Source organism: Streptomyces sp. NPDC102279, assembly GCF_044766365.1.
Taxonomy (GTDB): domain Bacteria; phylum Actinomycetota; class Actinomycetes; order Streptomycetales; family Streptomycetaceae; genus Streptomyces.
In genome coordinates, this window is the sequence record NZ_JBIWLU010000004.1 from 154,792 (window position 1) to 169,729 (window position 14,938).

Genomic DNA, 14,938 nt, shown 5'->3' on the forward strand with positions numbered 1-14,938 from the left:
CGGGTGTCCTTTCGGCGGAGGCGAGGAGGAAGGATCCAGGGGGCTGGTGGCGGGCCGGGGTTGTGGGGGAGATCAGCGTTCCTGGGAGAGGCGCAGCAGATCCGCGAAGGTGCCGCCGGCGTGGACGAGATCGTCGTAGGTGCCCTGCTCGGTGAGGCGCCCCCGTTCCATGACGACGATGTGGTCGGCGATCCGGGTGTTCTCCAGACGGTGCGTGACGACGATGGTGATGCGGTCGGCCGCGATGGTCTTGATCTTCTCGAAGATGCCGTGCTCGCCCCGCGGATCCATCTGGGAGGTGGGTTCGTCGAGGATGAGCAGCGGTGGCCGTCGGTACAGGGCCCGGGAGCAGGCGAGCCGTTGCCACTGGCCGCCGGAGAGTTCGGCGCCGCCGAAGATCTCGCGTGCGAGGAGCGTGTCGAGTCCCGCGGGAAGCTCCTCGATCGCCTCGCGTATGCCGACCGCCTCGACCGCCTCCCAGACGTGCTCGTCGTCGGACGACCGGGGCCGGCCCAGCGTCACGTTCTCGCGGGCCCGCAGCGGCCACTGGGCGAAGATCTGCGGGACGAGCCCGGTGTGGTCCCAGACGGAGGCGGGGTCGGCGTGTGCCAGGTCGACGCCGTTCCAGGAGACGCGCCCCTTGTCCGCCAGGTAGACGCCGGTGATCAGCCGGGTCAGGGTGCTCTTGCCCGAGCCGTTGACGCCGACGACGGCGAGGATGTCACCGCGCCGGAGCGTCAGGGAGACCCCGTCGACGGCCGGTTCGGACTTCCCCGGGTATCTGTAGCTGACCTCCTCCAGCCGGATCTCCTCGACCGGCGTCCCGACGGCCGCCCGGCCGCGCCGGGGCGCGCGGGCCGCGGCGTCGTCGAAGAAGGCCTGCATGTCGCCGAGGTAGAGGCTGGTGTGGAACACGGCGGCGCCGTTGACGACCACCTGGGACAGCGCGGCCAGCGTGGTCTGGACGGCGACGACGGCTGTCGCGGCGATGGCGGGTGCGATCCGCCCGGTCACCGCCAGCCAGGCGAGCACACTCCAGGCAGCGGCGACGAACGCACCACCCGCGAGAGAGGACAGCAGGGAGATCCGCAGGGTGCGCGGCGCCGCGGCGAGTGTGCGCCTGTCGACCCGCTCGGAGAGCGCCCGGTACCAGTTGACGAGGTAGTCGGTCATGCCGTTCGCCCGGACCTCGTCACCGTACTTCGGTGTGGTGGCCCACCAGCGCGTCATCCCGCGTACGTTGCGGTCGGCGACGTTCGCGTAGTGCGTCTCGTAGTCGACCCGGGCCGTGAGGACCGCGCCGATGCCGGCCGGGGCCACGGCCAGCAGGAGCAGAGGCAGCATGAGGGGATCGAGCACGGACAGCACACCGCCCGCGGTGACCATCCTGATCAGGGCGGACAGGAAGCGCTGGGCGTCCATCACCATGACGGTGGTGCGGATCACCCCCATCTCCGCGGCCTCCTGACGGTCGGAGAAGCCGTCCACCGCGTACGCCGCGGCTTCGACCCGGCAGACCGCCTCGACGAGCGCGGTGTCGGTGGCCGTCGTCAGGCGTGGCGTGACGCGCCGTTCCGCGTACGCGGCGATGGCCACGGCCAGCCGGGCCACCGCACTCGCGCCGGCGACGACCGCGAGCGCCGGGAGCGCCGTCCCGAGACGGTCGGCGACCGCCCCCGCGCCGAGGAGGGGAACCATGGCCTTCGCCGTCGCCGCCAGCAGTACGGCGGCGCTGACACCGGTGGCCAACTGGCAGGCGAGGATGAGGAGTACGGCGTGACGGTCGATCCCCCAGGCCATGGCGGTGATACGCCTCAGGACGCGCGGGAGCTGGGAGCAGAGGGCGCGAAATCCCACCTCACCGAGCGGATTGACGGAGTAGTGCCCCGAGTACGTGATCTCGGCGGGCTGCGGTGGTGGCGAGGCTGATGAGGTCGAACCGGAAGCGGAGGTCAACTGCACGTCTCCTCAGGCGATTTGATGCGGCGACGGCTGCTTTCACGGGACTCAACGACAGGTGGCCCGATATCGAACACACGTGTTTCGGCCGCATCGGATTCCGTGGGGGACGGGGGGCCCGGACAGGACGCGCCGGGATATCGGGGCCGGTCTGCACACGTTGATGTCCGAATCGCCGTGGCTGATGCGGGAGTGACGGGTGGGACGTCCACGCGGTCGAGCCGAGGGGCCGCGTCATGACAGCACCCACCGAGGGCCCACCGGGCGATGTGGCAGTACCTACCGACGGCAACCATCGGCGGACATGACGGCACCTCGCCGACGTGGGCATGGCCGCGATCCGGCAGCCCACTGGAGAGGGGCGCCCGGCGGACCCTCGTGCCACCGGACGGCGCTGCTGACCGCGAGCACCGGGGGGCGGCATCGCAGTCACCGCACGGTGGACACCGACCGTGCGTCCGGCACGCCAAGGATCGGAGCACGTCCGATCGCGCCGTCGCGCGGGCGTGCGCCCGGCCGCCCGGGGTCAGGGCCTACCGGCCGATGCGCTCCGTCACCGGGCGGGCAGGCCTGCCGAGACGTGTTCGGCCGCCCGGCGCGTCGCTCTCCCGGCCGCTCTGCGGCCGGCGGGGCGCACGGGAACTTCGCGGTCGAGGAGGACGCGCCGACTCATCGCCGCGAGAGCCGTGTGCTGCGTCGTGGTCGAACCGTCAGCGGCCCGTCCTCAGCCGGTGCCGATCGACATCGGCTGAGGAGGCCGGCTTCAGGAGGCCTCCGCCGCCGCCTTGATGCGCTGGCCGAACGCCGGTGCGTCCTTGCGGGCCGCGCCGAGTGCGAAGCCGACCAGAAGCTTGCCGATGCCGTGGCCGTTGAGCACGTTGAAGATCCGGACGCGGGTCGTGCCGTCGCCGGTGGATTCGAGGTCGTAGCCGCCCTCGTCCGCCGTCACGGAGTTCTTCGAGATCTCCGTCCAGCGGATCAGGTGGGGCGGCTCGAACTCGGTGATCCGGAACCTGCGGGCCGACTTCATGCCGGCGTCCTTCACCGTGCTGGTGAAGATCGTGCCTACGGCCGTCGGGCCCTCGGGCGTCTTCGTGATCTCCTGCACCCTGGGGCTGAACTTGGGGTCGTTCGTGCCGGCGGCGAGAAAGGCGAACACCTCCTCGACGGGACGGTTGACCTCGGTTGTCGCCTCGAACTGACCGGACACGATTCCTCCTGTGCTGCGATCACGAACGCCGCTGAACGCGGACCGGCCGCGCACTTCCAGACTATGGGCCATGCGCGCCCCCGTCGCGTCGCAAGGATCCATTCGCAACACGACCGTCACGTGGGCCACTCCCCGGGCGGTCGCGCTCACCTGCCCGTCAGCGGTCCAGCGACTCGGTCAGGCGCACGGTGTAGCCGTCCTCCTCCATCAGGACGACGGTGACACCGAACGGATTGGGGTGGTCCATGTCCATCGGAGTGAAGGCGTAGTCCACGGCGGCCCGGACGGGAGCCACCAGCTCGCCGCCCTCCTGGGGTGCCGGCGTCGCATGCCACTCGATTTCCAGCACCGGCGCCTCGCCCTCCCGGCCGGACCCCACCTCGTCGTAGGGGAACTGGTGCAGCACATGACCCTCAGGGGTGGCGTGGACCATGTTGAGGCAGGGGGCAGGGCCGGTGGCGGGCAGCCGACAGGCGGTGGCGACGTCGTGGGACTCCCATGCGAGGACGACCTCGTCCGCCCCGGCCGCCGCGGCGATGTTCGACAGTGCGGCGATCCCGGTGAGCGCGTCCGCCCCGGGCTCGACCGGGCGGAGCCAGATCAGACCGACCAGCTCGCCGCGGACCAGCGGCATGATGACCGGCCTGGGGACCTCGCCCTCGCCGACCCCTGTGACGTAGGTGCCTTTCATCGAGCTGACCAGCGTGTCCCATGTTCGGCTGTCCACAAAGGCCCCCCTTCTCCTCGCTGCTGTCCTCGATCACCGCCGACCCTGCCACGCCGGGTGTCACCGTGTCAGCGCGGTGTCCGGCTTGTGCCCTCTTGGGGCCGGGTCGATCACCTGTGCGGGCGGTCGCTTAGGCTCGATCAGGTGCAGCATGTGGAAATCCTTCAGTTGCTGGTGTCCGCCGTGCACCGTTTCGAGGGCCGACCCCGCGACGGGGCACCCGCCCTGCCGGACGAGGACCTGGTGACGACGGCGCAGGTACGTGCCGACCTGGGCATCGTCGGCGACCGCTACTTCAATCGCCCCGCCCACCGCAACGCCTCCGTCACGCTCATGGCGGCCGAACGCTTCCCCGAGGGCCTCGACGCGAAGGCGGACCTGCGGCCGACCCGGCGGAACGTCCTGCTGAGGGGCGTCGACATCGAGTCGTACGTCGGTGCCACCGTGTCCCTGGACTGTGGCACCGGGCCCGTCGTCCTGGCCGTACGCGGCGAGGCGCGGCCCTGCGCGTGGATGGACACGATGTTCGGCCCGGGGGCCCAGCGGGCGCTGCGAGGCCGCGCGGGGGTCCGCTGCCGCCCGCTGTCCGACGGAACGCTCACCGTGGGGCCGGCCGTGTTCGCGGTCGTGGAACCCGCGCCGGTCAAGGGCTGAGCGAGGACGACGTACGCGTAGGGGACGACGTACGCGAGCGGGCCGACGGTCGTGACCGTCGGCCCGTCCTGGCGTCGCGCACCGGGCCGCGTGACGCGGCGGCGCGCGGTCGGGTCAGAGTTCCTGCACGAAGTACGGCTCCACGGTCATCCAGCCGTTCCCGCGGGCTCCGTAGCGGGTGCCGTTGTCGCTGCGGGCGAGGGTGTACCAGGAGTCGACGTAGTCGGGGTCGTCCGTCCACCAGTCGTCCGGGATCGCGTCCAGCACGGCGTTCACGAGCGGGACGTAGGCACCCTGGTCCGTGATGGTGAGCAGGGCGGTGGCGATGGCCTTCGCGAGGTCGCGGTAGTTGGTGCTGCCGTCCTCCTCCATCATCACGGCGTCGGCCAGGTCGTACTTGTAGTTCGACCAGTTGACCAGGATCTGGTTCGGCCGGTAGACGGTCCCGTCGTTGTCGAGGTACGGCATGTCCACGGGGTCGACCCGCGCCGCGCCGTCAGGTCCGAAGCCGGTGACGAGCGTGTAGATCTCCGCGTCGCCCTTCGCCCAGGGCTCTTCGTCGTCCGACAGCTCCACCGCCGTGATCCGGCTGGTCCAGAAGCCCCCGCCGGCCGCGCGTGCCCCTGCCGCGGGGCCGACCTGCGGCTGCGCGTCGGGGGCTGCGGAGCGGAGGCCGTACCGGTTGAGCCCGCTGCTGAGGACGTCGAGGCCGGCGGCCAGGGCCGCGGAGCCGTCGATGTCGACGACGTACACCGGGCGGGCGGGGGCGTCCCGGGCGTCGAGCGTGTGCGACCGGCCCTGGCGGTCATAGGCGACGAGCGTTCGCGTGTCGTCGTCGGACGTGGCCGCGGCGACCCAGGGTGCCGTCCCGGAGGTCAGCGCTCCGCGCATGGCGTCGGCGCCCAGGCGCAGCCTGAGCAGCGAACCGGTCTTCGCGTCCAGCCCCTTGGCGGTGGCGATCCGGTGGTCGGCGGCCGCCAGCGTGGTCTTCAGCGGGCCGGCCGCACGGTCCGCGAGGGCGGTGACGGGCACCTCGTCGGACGAGAGCGCGGCGCGCTGCAGGCGGGCGCGCCAGGCGGAGTCGGTGAGGGAGCGGGCGATCGCGCGGGCCGCCTGGTCCTGTGCGGCGCTCACAGTGGCGGCGGTATTCGCTACGGGGGTCGTCGCGGCCGCCCGGGCGGCGACGGCGGTCTGACCGGCGGACAGGGCGAGCAGCGTTCCGGCGAGTGCGGCGAGGGCACCGCGCGTACGGGGTCGACGGGGTCTCACTGGGGCGATCCTCCTGGACGTGGGGGAAGGACGGTCGCGTTGCAGCGGAGCTGGTGTGGCTGACGGCGCGGCGGGAACCTCGGTCTATGCGGGTAGACCGCCACTCCCCAGCATGGCGTGTACATGTCTGCCCCGGCAAGGGTGCGACGCCCCCTGTCGCATGCGCGCCCGGGTGTCCGGCGGGGCGTCCACGCCTACTCAACCAATCGGTTGACAATGGGACACTCGCGGTCGTACGGTTATTCAACCGAAGGGTTGAATATGGGAGGTGGGAAGTGGTCGACGACCGGCTGTCCCGCGTGTTCTCCGCGCTGGCCGACCCGACCCGACGCGACATCGTCGCGAGGCTGGCCGGCGGCGACGCCACGGTGAACGAACTGGCCGAGCCCTACGACGTGACCGTCCAGGCCGTGTCGAAGCACATCAAGGTCCTGGAGGACGCCGGCCTCGTCAGTCGCACCAGGGACGCCCAGCGGCGGCCCTGCCACTTCGAAGGTGAGGTGTTCGACCTGATGACGAAGTGGATCGAGCGGTACCGCCGCGAGGCGGAGGACCGTTTCCGCCGACTCGACGCCGTACTCGAGCAGATGGAGGAACGGCCCGCGCAGGACAGCACGCCCAAGGAGGAAGCATCATGAGCACCACAGAAGCCAACCGCCGGCTCGAGACGCGGATCGACGCCGACCCGGCGCTGCCGACCATCGTCATCACCCGGGAGTTCGACGCCTCGCCGGACCGGGTGTTCAGGGCCTACACCGACCCCGACCTCGTCGTCCGGTGGCTCGGCCCGCGCCGGCTGGAGATGCGGATCGACGAGTACGACGCCCGCAGCGGCGGCGCGTACCGCTACGTGCATCGCGAGGACGACGGCACCGAGTACGGCTTCCGCGGCGTGTTCCACGAGGTGCGCCCCGGTGAACGCATCGTGCAGACCTTCGCCTACGACGGTTTCCCGGACAGCGTCAGCCTGGAGAAGGCTGTCTTCGAGGACCTCGGCGGCCGCACCCGCGTCACCACGACATCGGTCATGGAGTCCGTCGAGGCCCGCGACGCGATCATCAAGAGCGGCATGCAGGACGGCGTCCGCCAGGGCTACGAGCGGCTCGACGAGCTGCTCGCGGGCCCGGGGAGCGACGAGGCCGACGACACCACCGACTCCGGCGAGGAGCTTCGGACCGACGGAAAGGGCCTGAAGCCATGACGAGCGCAGCCGACGAACACCGCACCGTCGCAGGGGACTTCACGGAGCGGGTGCGCGGGGTCAGCCCGGCGGCTTGGGACCGCCCGGCGCCCTGCGAGAACTGGGTCGCCCGGGACGTGGTGCGCCACCTCGTCGAATGGTTCCCGGCCTTCCTGAAGTCCGGCGCCGGCGTCGAACTTCCCCAGGGGCCCTCGGTCGACGACGATCCGGTCGCGGCCTGGACGGTCCACAGCGACGGGGTGCAGGCGCTGCTCGACGATCCGGCCACGGCGGGCAAGGTCCTGTCGAACCCGCACATCGGCGAAGTCCCTCTCGACCAGGCGGTCGACCGCTTCTACACCGCCGACGTCTTCATGCACACCTGGGACCTGGCGCGGGCCACCGGCCAGCAGGAGACCCTCGACCCCGGGAGGTGCACCCGGCTGCTCGACGGGATGCTGCCGCTCGACGACGTGCTCCGCAAGAGCGGTCAGTACGGACCGAGGGTCGAGGTCCCCGAGAGCGCCGACGTGCAGACGCGCCTGCTCGCCTTCATCGGCCGTAACCCGTGAGCGATCCGTTCCTGCGGTGAACGTGCCGTACGGGCCGTGGCGTGATGCCACGGCCCGTACGGTGCCTACGCCGTTGTGCGGCCGGTGGGGGGTCAGGCGGCCTTGTTCACCTTGGCGAGGGCCTTCGCCAGACCGTTGGCCCACAGCTGGTTGACGCGGGAGCGCTCGGTCGTGTTCGGGTAGCGGTTGGTGCAGGACGTGCCGGGGCCGCCGCCCGACATCAACTCGCTGCACGGGCCGCTGTAGTGGTCCGGCAGGCCCAGGACGTGTCCGGTCTCGTGGGCGGTGACACGGATCGAGTCGTACTGCCGGTTCTGCGCGTAGTCCAGGAAGATGTAGCCGCTGCCGTGACCGTTCGTGGAAGCGTACGAACCACGTGAGTCGTTGCCCTCGTAGTAGGTGAAGTCCGCGCCTCCGGTGGTCGACTGGAGCTTGACGTTGGACACGGAGCTGTTCCAGATCGAGGCCGCACTCGATATCTGCGAGCGGAAGCTCGGCGCCTGGGAGGCGTTGTAGTACACGGTGACCGACGCCAGCGACGGGTTGGCCGTCTGCCTCTTGGCGACCGACTTCAGCACGGCGTCGAAGAACGCCTTGTTGCCGGCGGCGCCTTCGGCTCCACCGACGTACCGGGCGTTCGCGGTGGCCGCGGAAGCGGCCGGCGCGACCGGCGCAGGCTGGGCACTCGCCGGGACCGCGGTACCCAGCGCGGCGGACACCAGGCCGGCGCCGAGCGCGAGGGCCAGGAGTCTGCGGGACGTCTTCGAGTTCGGGCGCGAGGAAAGCATGGGGGGTGCTCCTACTCGTTCGTGTGGGGTGTGAACGATGGGTTCAGCAGGAGTGTCGGGCAGGCGAAGGGCCCGGCGGATGATGGCAACAGGGGATAGCACCGAGCTATCGGGGCCAACTCGTGAGCCTTCGTCGCGATTTGAACATCTGGTGCGACGCCCCGTGCCGCCCTACCCTTCCCGCATGGATCTGGAGGTGAGGCACTTACGTGCCCTCTGCGCCATCGCCGACGCGGGCAGCCTGCACAAGGCGGCCCGCGAACTCGGCGTGGCGCAGCCTTCGTTGAGCACCCAGTTGCGCCGCATCGAGCAGACCCTCGGCGGCCAGCTCTTCGTCCGCGCCGGCACGGGCTGCCGCCCCACACCGCTCGGTCACGCCGTACTGAGCCGGGCGCGGCCTCTCGTCGCCGAGTTCACGGCGATGGTCACGGAGACGAGGGCCGCGGTGGCCCGGGCCGCCGACGAACGCCGGCTGCGGATCGGTGCCACGGCCAGTCGGGCCCTGCCCGGCTGGATCCGCAGACTGCGCGCCCGGGTCCCGCGAACCGAACCCACCCTGCGGATGGACGTGTCGGCGAACTCCTTGCTGCGCATGGTCGCGGGGGGCTGGCTCGAACTGGCCTTCGTCCACGAGGTGGAGGGCAGCCCTCTGTGCGTTCCGCCGGAGCTTTGCCTGCGTGTTCTCGTCGAACGCGAGCCGCAGTTCGTCACCCTCGCCCCCGAACACCCTGCGGCCCGGCGACACGAAGTGCCGCTCGCCGAACTCGCCGACGAGCAGTGGATGGTGGACTCGACCGTCGACGGGGAGTGGGACGGCGTCTGCCGCGTGCTGCGCGGGGCGGGACTCGACCCCGACATGCTGCACGGCGACTACATGACCGCCTACTCGCTGGCCGCCACCGGCGAGGTGGTCACGGTCAGTCAGCCCACCGCGCGCCCTCGCTCCGACGTCGCCATCCGCCCGCTCCAGGGCGACCCGATCGGCGTACGGCTCCTGCTGGTGGCGCGTACCGAGGCCGAACTCGACAACGGCTACAAGGAGTTGGAGGAGGCGTACTGGGAGGCGGCTCACCAGGCTCCGGCCTACCGGGACTGGCTGATCCGCCAGGAGGCGCGGGAAACGGCGCGAGCGCTGGGCGAGAGCGTCGGGGGAGCGGGCCCGGAGGGGCCGGAGCGGGTGCTCGTCGTGGAGGCCGGACAGAGCGGGTAGCGGGTAGCGATCACCGCCGGTGACGCGTGAGCGGCGGCACCGGCCGGAAGAGCGGGGGCGGCGGGCTCTGGTCGAACGGCCGTCGGAGGCCTCCGCCGAGCCTCCTCGGGGAGGCCGCCGCTCGCAGGCGCGGCCCCCGGGGGGTGGTTGTCGTCAGCGGACGACGTCAAGGACGTTCATCTGGAGGCCGTTGGAGTACACGGCGTGCTCGACGAGCTTCAGCTTCTGGGTGTCCTTGTCGGTCGCCGGGAACAGCCGCTTGCCCGCGCCGAGCAGCAGCGGGAACACCAGCAGGTGATAGCGGTCGACGAGCCCGGCGTCCGCGAGGCCGTGGTTCAGGGCGGCGCTGCCGTGCACGATGATCGGGCCGCCGTCGGTCTCCTTGAGGGCGGCGACCTCGTCGAGGTCACGCAGGATGGTGGTCTCGCCCCAGTTGGAGACCAGCTTGTCCTCGGTGAGTCCACTGGAGACCACGTATTTCGGCATGTCCTTGTAGCGTGCGAAGTCCGGCATGTCGGGCCACACGGGGCTGAACGCCTCGTAACTGGCCCGGCCCAGCAGGATCGCGGCGGACTCCTCCTGTTCCCGCCCCTTGATCTCGAAGGCCTCGGGAACGAACTCGACCTCCTTGAAGGTCCATCCGGCGTTGCGATAGCCGGCTTCGCCGCCGGGGGCCTCCATGACGCCGTCGAGCGAGACGAACGCGGAGCTGATCAGGGTGCGCATGCTGGTTCCTTAGGTGTCCGGTGTGCGGTCTTCGCTTGCTCGCCGCCGCTTCGACCACGTTCGACTCGACGGCCCCTCGCTGAGGAGTCTTACGGGCCGCACCGGAGATCGACCGGTACGACACCGTCGGCATTCGGACGCCAGAGGTTCCTCGATCACGGCGACGTCCAGCACTCTTCCAGGATCCATCCGACAAAAAAATTTGTCAAGGAGGAAAAAAGTGTCGGTGGGAGGGTCGGTGCGCGACGGCTAGCGTTGTTCATGGTGTCGGGGGAGGGGTACGGCGGGGAGCGTGGCCGAGGTGGCTGTTGCGCCCGGGGCTCGGGTGGCCACACCCTCGTTGGAGGTTGAGAGCGGTGGGGTGCTCAGGTCGGCTGACGAAGCCGGCCCATCCGATCAACGCCGACGTGCGTCCCGCTGTGGGCCCTCGTCCGCGCCGCGGGGCGACTCCGTGGCGATGAACCAGCCCGGTCCGACCTCGGTCAGTAGATCCGTGAGGCCCTCGACCGCCGAACGGAGGTCCTCCTCCGAGAGCTCCACGGGCGTCGGCAGGCTGCGGCCGTAGAGGCGGAGGCGCCAGAAGTCGAAGGTCTCCGCTCCGTCCGCGGTGAAGTCCACATCGACGTCGATCCCGGCCGGCGTCGTCAGCCGGCAGCCCGCCCCGTGCACCACGTACGCGCAGCCGCCGGCCCGACCGCGGCGGTCGATCTCGCCCGAGCGGACGAGCGCGAGCAGATCCGCCAACCGCTCCACCGAGGGGATGGAGGCCCTGACCGCCGAACGGGCGTCGTCGAGAGCGGCGACGAAGCCGAGCAGCAGGCCCCGTGCTGCCTGCGCCTCGCGTCCTGGCCCACCCCCGCCCTCGGTCGGGGAATCGCTCACCGCGGGCTCCGCGGCGACGGTGAGTGGTCCGGCGAAGGGCATCGCCGCGATGTCGGCTCACCTCGTCGTGCGAGGCCGTGAAGCGCCGTCCGATCCGACGGGCGCATCAAGGGGTGGGCCCAGCACCGGATTTCGGGGCAGCGGCCTCCAGGTCGGTGATCGTGCCCGACATGATCGTGCGGACGTGCTCGCTGATGTGGTGCGCCGGCCAGTCCCACCAGGCAACGTCGAGGAGGCGGTCGATCTCCTCCTCGCTGTAGCGGGTGCGGATGAGACGGGCGGGATTGCCGCCGACGATGCCGTAGTCGGGTACGTCCGCGGTGACCACGGCTCCGGAGGCGATGATCGCGCCGTTGCCGATCCGCACGCCGGGCATGATCGTCGTGCCGTGTCCGAACCAGACGTCGTGGCCGACGACGGTGTCCCCGCGGTTCGGCAGCCCGGTGAGCAGGTCGAAGTGCTCGGCCCAGGAACCGCCCATGGTGGGGAAGGGGAAGGTCGAGGGGCCGTCCATGCGGTGGTTGGCGCCGTTCATGATGAACCGCACCCCCGTGCCCAGCGCGCAGAACTTGCCGATGATCAGCTTCTCCGGCCCGTAGTGGTAGAGCACGTTGCGCGTCTCGAACGCGGTCGCGTCGTCCGGGTCGTCGTAGTACGAGTACTCCCCGACCTCGATCAGCGGGGACTGCACCAGTGGTCTGAGCAGCACCACCCGCGGCTGGTCGGGCATCGGATGGAGAATCGTCGGGTCGGCGGGCACGGGCATGGCGAGTGATTCCTTCCGGGCGCGAGTCGGTATCTGCTCCATGATCACGGTACTGCGCCGGTGACGACAGGCGGGTGCGCGTGCGGCAACAGGCTTCCGCCGACTGTCACTTGCCGGCAGGTGTCCGCAGCGGGCGTTGTCCGGTCGGAGGCGAGCAGGGAGGGCCTGGATGCGGCTGTCGTGGGCAGTCAGGCGATGGCCACTCCCCGTCTCGCCAGTGCGTCCCGCAGTTCCTCCGCGAGCGGAACCGTGCTGACCACGCGTCCGAGCCGGGGGAGCAGATCCAGGTCGGCGGGCGACACAACGTCGAAGAGATCGTCCTCGCCGTCCCAGACGGGTGCGCACTCCTGGTACACCTGAAGGCCGCCGTCGACGATCAACTCGTCGACCGTGGCCAGGAGTTCGTCGTCGATCTCCAAGGCCTCGGAATGAGCGCGGGCTTCGGGGATCACCTGGCAGGACAGGCCCTGGGCGTAGGCGTACGACCAGGGGTCGCCGCCGAGCCCGCGCGCACGCACGAGGTCGGCGAGGCGGAACCGAGGCGTCAGCGTCTCGTCCGCGTACATCAGCTTCTCGATGACGAGCAGCTTGAAGTTGAACTCCTGGAAGTCAGCCATGCGATCACCGTAAGTCACGGTACTGACAACGCGGCAGGTGCGGCAGGTGGCCTAGCCGTGCCGGGCACGCTGCGGTGGCGCACGGGCCATCCGCGCCTGGGACGCACGGCGGAGTTCGCGCGCCCTCAGCCGGCCGGGGCGGTCGAGTCGGTCGGCGCCCGAACGCCCTTGTCCGTTCCGCCGTCCCGCACAGGCGACGGCTCGGCGGCCTCATCCCCGCCGATGATTGCCAGCTCTGCCGCGAGAGTCCGCAGCCAGCCGTCGATGTCGACCAGCGTGGGACGTACGGGCGGCGGGGCCGAGGAGATCACCTCGGCCGGCAGCGCCGTCGGTCGCACGCGTACGCCGCCCGGCGGGAAGGTGGCGGCCCGGTCCATGGCGGTGGTCAGTCGCGCGACCGACTCCCGGGCCCAGAGAACGGCGTCGGGCGGCGCGGGACCGTGGTCCTGCCGGGGCAGCCAGTGCGCCCCGGCCATCGCGTGGGAGCCGCAGTTGAGCGCCGCGAGCCAGTCGGGGCCGCCACCGCCGGGATCTCTGCCGCCCTCCGTCCGGTACTGCGCGTAGGCGCCCTCGGCGATACGGAGGCGGTGCCGGGCCAGGCGCAGCGCCTCCTCGGTCGCGTCGTCACGAGCGCGCGCCTCGTCGGGTGCGTCGACCAGGTTCGCGGTGGTGAGGGCCACCAGGCGCGCCACGGCCTGCAGCAGTTCGGCGGCACCGCGCCGGACCTCCGCACGGGCTCCGGCGGGCCAGGCGAGCACGCCGCAGAGCAGCCCGATCGTGCATCCCGTCAGGACGTCGAGGAGTCGTACCTCCGCGAGCCGCCAGGTGGCCGGGGTGAGCTGGCTGAAGGCGGCGGACACGACCAGGGTGAACAGGCCCTGCGCCCAGGCGGGTCCGGCGACCGGTCCCACGGCGAAGGCCACGAACATGGCCGGGACGAGCACGACGGCGTACACGACGGTCGCGTCCCCCGCCCCGAACAGCAGCACTCCGGCGGCCAGCGCTCCCAGCAGCGTGCCGACCGCCGCCGACCGGACCGTGGACCAGGTCGCTCCCGCGGTCGTCCGGCCCAGGGTCAGGACGGCGAGCAGCACCCAGAAGCCGTGCGAGAGGTCCAGGGTGCCCGCCACGAGCCGGGCCGCCCCGAGCCCCAGGGCCGTACGGACGGCGTTCTGGAACAGCACCGAGCGCAGGGTGAGGTTGCCGGTCAGCCGCGCGGTCAGGAGCCGTGGCGTGGAGGGCTCCGCGTACCAGAACTGTTCGTGCGGCATCCCGGGTGAGCTGCGGCGACCGCCGATCGCGACGGTGACGGCGGTCTGCACGGTCAGTGCGGACGCGGCCGTGGCCAGCACGGCGGACCTGTGGCGCAGAAGCGGCGGCGAGGCCTCGGCCCCGTCCTCGGAGGGATGTCCGCGTACGGCGACGAAGTCGGCGACCTCCTCTTCCAGCATCTCCTGGCCCGGAACGGCGCCTGTGCCGCGCAGGGCGCCCGCCGTGGCGGCGCAGGCGGTCGCGACCTCGCGCAGCAGGGCCCCGCAGTGCGGGTCGTCGCCCGGTTCCGGAGCGGGCTTCTCGAACGTACGGGCCAATTGGTTCAGTACCCGCCGCGTGGCGGATCCGGCGTGCGCCAGCCCTCGGGAGGTCCGTCCCGCTCCGGTGGGACGGGAGGCGGGGGGCAGCTGGGAGAAGCGCAGTGCTCGTCCCTCGTCGGTCAGGCGCCGCGCCCGTTCGGGATCGTGGCCGTTTCCCTGCGCGGCGGCGACCGCCCCGGCGGCCGCGGCATCGAGCGCCGCGGCGATCCGCGCACGGTAGGGCGGCGAGGGCGACGCGGGCAGGAGCAGCAGCTCGCACACGACCAGCAGCGCGCCACCGGCGAGCAGGCCGTAGAGCCGCTCCGACAGGGTGTCCGGGGCGTAGGGCGGGAAGCACGCGAGCACGTAGAAGAGCAGCAGCCCCGGCACCACGCTCGCGGGCGCCGGACCGTAGGCCGCGGCGAAGGAGACGGTGAAGCCGATCACCAGCATCCCCGCCACGGCCGAGGCGGTGGTCACGGCGAGCGTGGTGCCGAGGACGGTCAGAGCCACGGCGAGCGGCAGGACGAGCAGGACCGCACGGGCTCGCTGCCGGCCGCCGCCGGGGACGGGGGAGAGGACGCCCAACGCGATCGGTGTGAAAAGGGCGTAGACCGCGACGACCGGCTGGTCCAGTGCGTAGAGCGCGGTGTAGAAGCCGGCGAGGGCGGCGACCGTGACCCGCGCGGCCTGCCGTGCGGCGCGTACGCGAGCGGGGGAGAAGGGCCCCTGCGGCATCGACGCTCCTTCCCGGCGCCTCCCCGGGGCAGTCCCCGCCGTAGGTCCATTGTCGGCCGGGAGGCGGGC

At 71.5% G+C, this 14,938-nt stretch carries 15 protein-coding genes; 5 read left to right on the forward strand and 10 right to left on the reverse strand.

Features of this window, described 5'->3' with window-relative positions; translation table 11 throughout:
• Nucleotides 1-72: 72 nt before the first annotated feature.
• The 3 genes from ACIRQH_RS10515 to ACIRQH_RS10525 all read right to left on the reverse strand — a co-directional run bounded on the left by ACIRQH_RS10515 (nucleotide 73) and on the right by ACIRQH_RS10525 (nucleotide 3,896).
• Entirely contained in the window at nucleotides 73-1,962 is a 1,890-nt protein-coding gene (locus ACIRQH_RS10515; RefSeq protein ID WP_404225190.1) for an ATP-binding cassette domain-containing protein, read from the reverse strand.
• Between the two features lie 760 nt (nucleotides 1,963-2,722).
• Nucleotides 2,723-3,169, reverse strand: coding sequence for an SRPBCC family protein (locus ACIRQH_RS10520; protein ID WP_388871874.1), 447 nt, complete (start codon nucleotides 3,167-3,169; stop codon nucleotides 2,723-2,725).
• Nucleotides 3,170-3,326: 157 nt separating this feature from the next.
• Nucleotides 3,327-3,896, reverse strand: coding sequence for a hypothetical protein (locus ACIRQH_RS10525; RefSeq protein ID WP_404225194.1), 570 nt, complete (start codon nucleotides 3,894-3,896; stop codon nucleotides 3,327-3,329).
• A 144-nt stretch (nucleotides 3,897-4,040) separates the two neighbouring features.
• Between ACIRQH_RS10525 and ACIRQH_RS10530 the strand changes: the two genes are divergently transcribed.
• Nucleotides 4,041-4,550, forward strand: a complete 510-nt coding sequence (locus tag ACIRQH_RS10530; RefSeq protein WP_388871868.1) for a molybdenum cofactor biosysynthesis protein — start codon at nucleotides 4,041-4,043, stop codon at nucleotides 4,548-4,550.
• A gap of 114 nt (nucleotides 4,551-4,664) precedes the next feature.
• Here ACIRQH_RS10530 and ACIRQH_RS10535 read toward each other — a convergent pair whose 3' ends face one another.
• Nucleotides 4,665-5,819 (reverse strand): DUF3103 family protein, encoded by a 1,155-nt coding sequence (locus ACIRQH_RS10535; RefSeq protein WP_404225196.1) that lies wholly within the window; start codon nucleotides 5,817-5,819, stop codon nucleotides 4,665-4,667.
• 275 nt (nucleotides 5,820-6,094) lie between these two features.
• Here ACIRQH_RS10535 and ACIRQH_RS10540 point away from each other — a divergent pair, with 275 nt between their 5' ends.
• Genes ACIRQH_RS10540 through ACIRQH_RS10550 form a run of 3 tightly spaced genes read left to right on the forward strand, consistent with a single transcriptional unit; the run spans nucleotide 6,095 to nucleotide 7,571 of the window.
• Entirely contained in the window at nucleotides 6,095-6,457 is a 363-nt protein-coding gene (locus ACIRQH_RS10540; protein WP_388871862.1) for an ArsR/SmtB family transcription factor, read from the forward strand.
• Entirely contained in the window at nucleotides 6,454-7,020 is a 567-nt protein-coding gene (locus ACIRQH_RS10545) for an SRPBCC family protein (RefSeq protein WP_388871859.1), read from the forward strand. Before ACIRQH_RS10540 ends, ACIRQH_RS10545 begins: the two co-directional genes overlap by 4 nt.
• Nucleotides 7,017-7,571, forward strand: coding sequence for a TIGR03086 family metal-binding protein (locus ACIRQH_RS10550; protein WP_358818794.1), 555 nt, complete (start codon nucleotides 7,017-7,019; stop codon nucleotides 7,569-7,571). The genes ACIRQH_RS10545 and ACIRQH_RS10550 overlap by 4 nt, the downstream gene beginning before the upstream one ends.
• 92 nt (nucleotides 7,572-7,663) lie before the next feature.
• Here the strand turns inward: ACIRQH_RS10550 and snpA are convergent, their stop codons facing one another.
• Nucleotides 7,664-8,359: a snapalysin gene (gene snpA / locus ACIRQH_RS10555; protein WP_388871856.1), complete on the reverse strand. Its 696-nt coding sequence runs from the start codon at nucleotides 8,357-8,359 to the stop codon at nucleotides 7,664-7,666.
• Nucleotides 8,360-8,543: 184 nt separating this feature from the next.
• Between snpA and ACIRQH_RS10560 the strand changes: the two genes are divergently transcribed.
• Nucleotides 8,544-9,569 (forward strand): LysR family transcriptional regulator, encoded by a 1,026-nt coding sequence (locus ACIRQH_RS10560; protein ID WP_358818796.1) that lies wholly within the window; start codon nucleotides 8,544-8,546, stop codon nucleotides 9,567-9,569.
• Nucleotides 9,570-9,722: 153 nt separating this feature from the next.
• Here ACIRQH_RS10560 and ACIRQH_RS10565 read toward each other — a convergent pair whose 3' ends face one another.
• From ACIRQH_RS10565 to ACIRQH_RS10585, 5 genes are all read right to left on the reverse strand, one after another.
• Complete coding sequence (locus tag ACIRQH_RS10565) at nucleotides 9,723-10,295, reverse strand: dihydrofolate reductase family protein (protein WP_358822573.1); 573 nt, start codon at nucleotides 10,293-10,295, stop codon at nucleotides 9,723-9,725.
• Nucleotides 10,296-10,691: 396 nt separating this feature from the next.
• Nucleotides 10,692-11,177, reverse strand: coding sequence for a DUF6896 domain-containing protein (locus ACIRQH_RS10570; RefSeq protein WP_358822572.1), 486 nt, complete (start codon nucleotides 11,175-11,177; stop codon nucleotides 10,692-10,694).
• A 106-nt stretch (nucleotides 11,178-11,283) separates the two neighbouring features.
• Nucleotides 11,284-11,943, reverse strand: coding sequence for a CatB-related O-acetyltransferase (locus tag ACIRQH_RS10575; RefSeq protein ID WP_388871849.1), 660 nt, complete (start codon nucleotides 11,941-11,943; stop codon nucleotides 11,284-11,286).
• 188 nt (nucleotides 11,944-12,131) lie between these two features.
• A complete protein-coding gene (locus ACIRQH_RS10580; protein WP_404225203.1) occupies nucleotides 12,132-12,560 on the reverse strand; it encodes a DUF6892 domain-containing protein in 429 nt (142 codons plus the stop codon).
• 125 nt (nucleotides 12,561-12,685) lie between these two features.
• Nucleotides 12,686-14,869, reverse strand: coding sequence for an FUSC family protein (locus ACIRQH_RS10585; protein ID WP_404225205.1), 2,184 nt, complete (start codon nucleotides 14,867-14,869; stop codon nucleotides 12,686-12,688).
• Nucleotides 14,870-14,938 lie beyond the last annotated feature (69 nt).

What these genes read in the sequence shown, in the direction of transcription:
- ACIRQH_RS10575 (WP_388871849.1), bottom strand. Translation starts at nt 11,943, where the DNA reads ATGCCCGTGCCCGCCGACCCGACGATTCTCCATCCGATGCCCGACCAG.
- ACIRQH_RS10545 (WP_388871859.1), top strand. Translation starts at nt 6,454, where the DNA reads ATGAGCACCACAGAAGCCAACCGCCGGCTCGAGACGCGGATCGACGCC.
- ACIRQH_RS10560 (WP_358818796.1), top strand. Translation starts at nt 8,544, where the DNA reads ATGGATCTGGAGGTGAGGCACTTACGTGCCCTCTGCGCCATCGCCGAC.
- ACIRQH_RS10580 (WP_404225203.1), bottom strand. Translation starts at nt 12,560, where the DNA reads ATGGCTGACTTCCAGGAGTTCAACTTCAAGCTGCTCGTCATCGAGAAG.
- ACIRQH_RS10550 (WP_358818794.1), top strand. Translation starts at nt 7,017, where the DNA reads ATGACGAGCGCAGCCGACGAACACCGCACCGTCGCAGGGGACTTCACG.
- ACIRQH_RS10585 (WP_404225205.1), bottom strand. Translation starts at nt 14,869, where the DNA reads ATGCCGCAGGGGCCCTTCTCCCCCGCTCGCGTACGCGCCGCACGGCAG.
- snpA (WP_388871856.1), bottom strand. Translation starts at nt 8,359, where the DNA reads ATGCTTTCCTCGCGCCCGAACTCGAAGACGTCCCGCAGACTCCTGGCC.
- ACIRQH_RS10565 (WP_358822573.1), bottom strand. Translation starts at nt 10,295, where the DNA reads ATGCGCACCCTGATCAGCTCCGCGTTCGTCTCGCTCGACGGCGTCATG.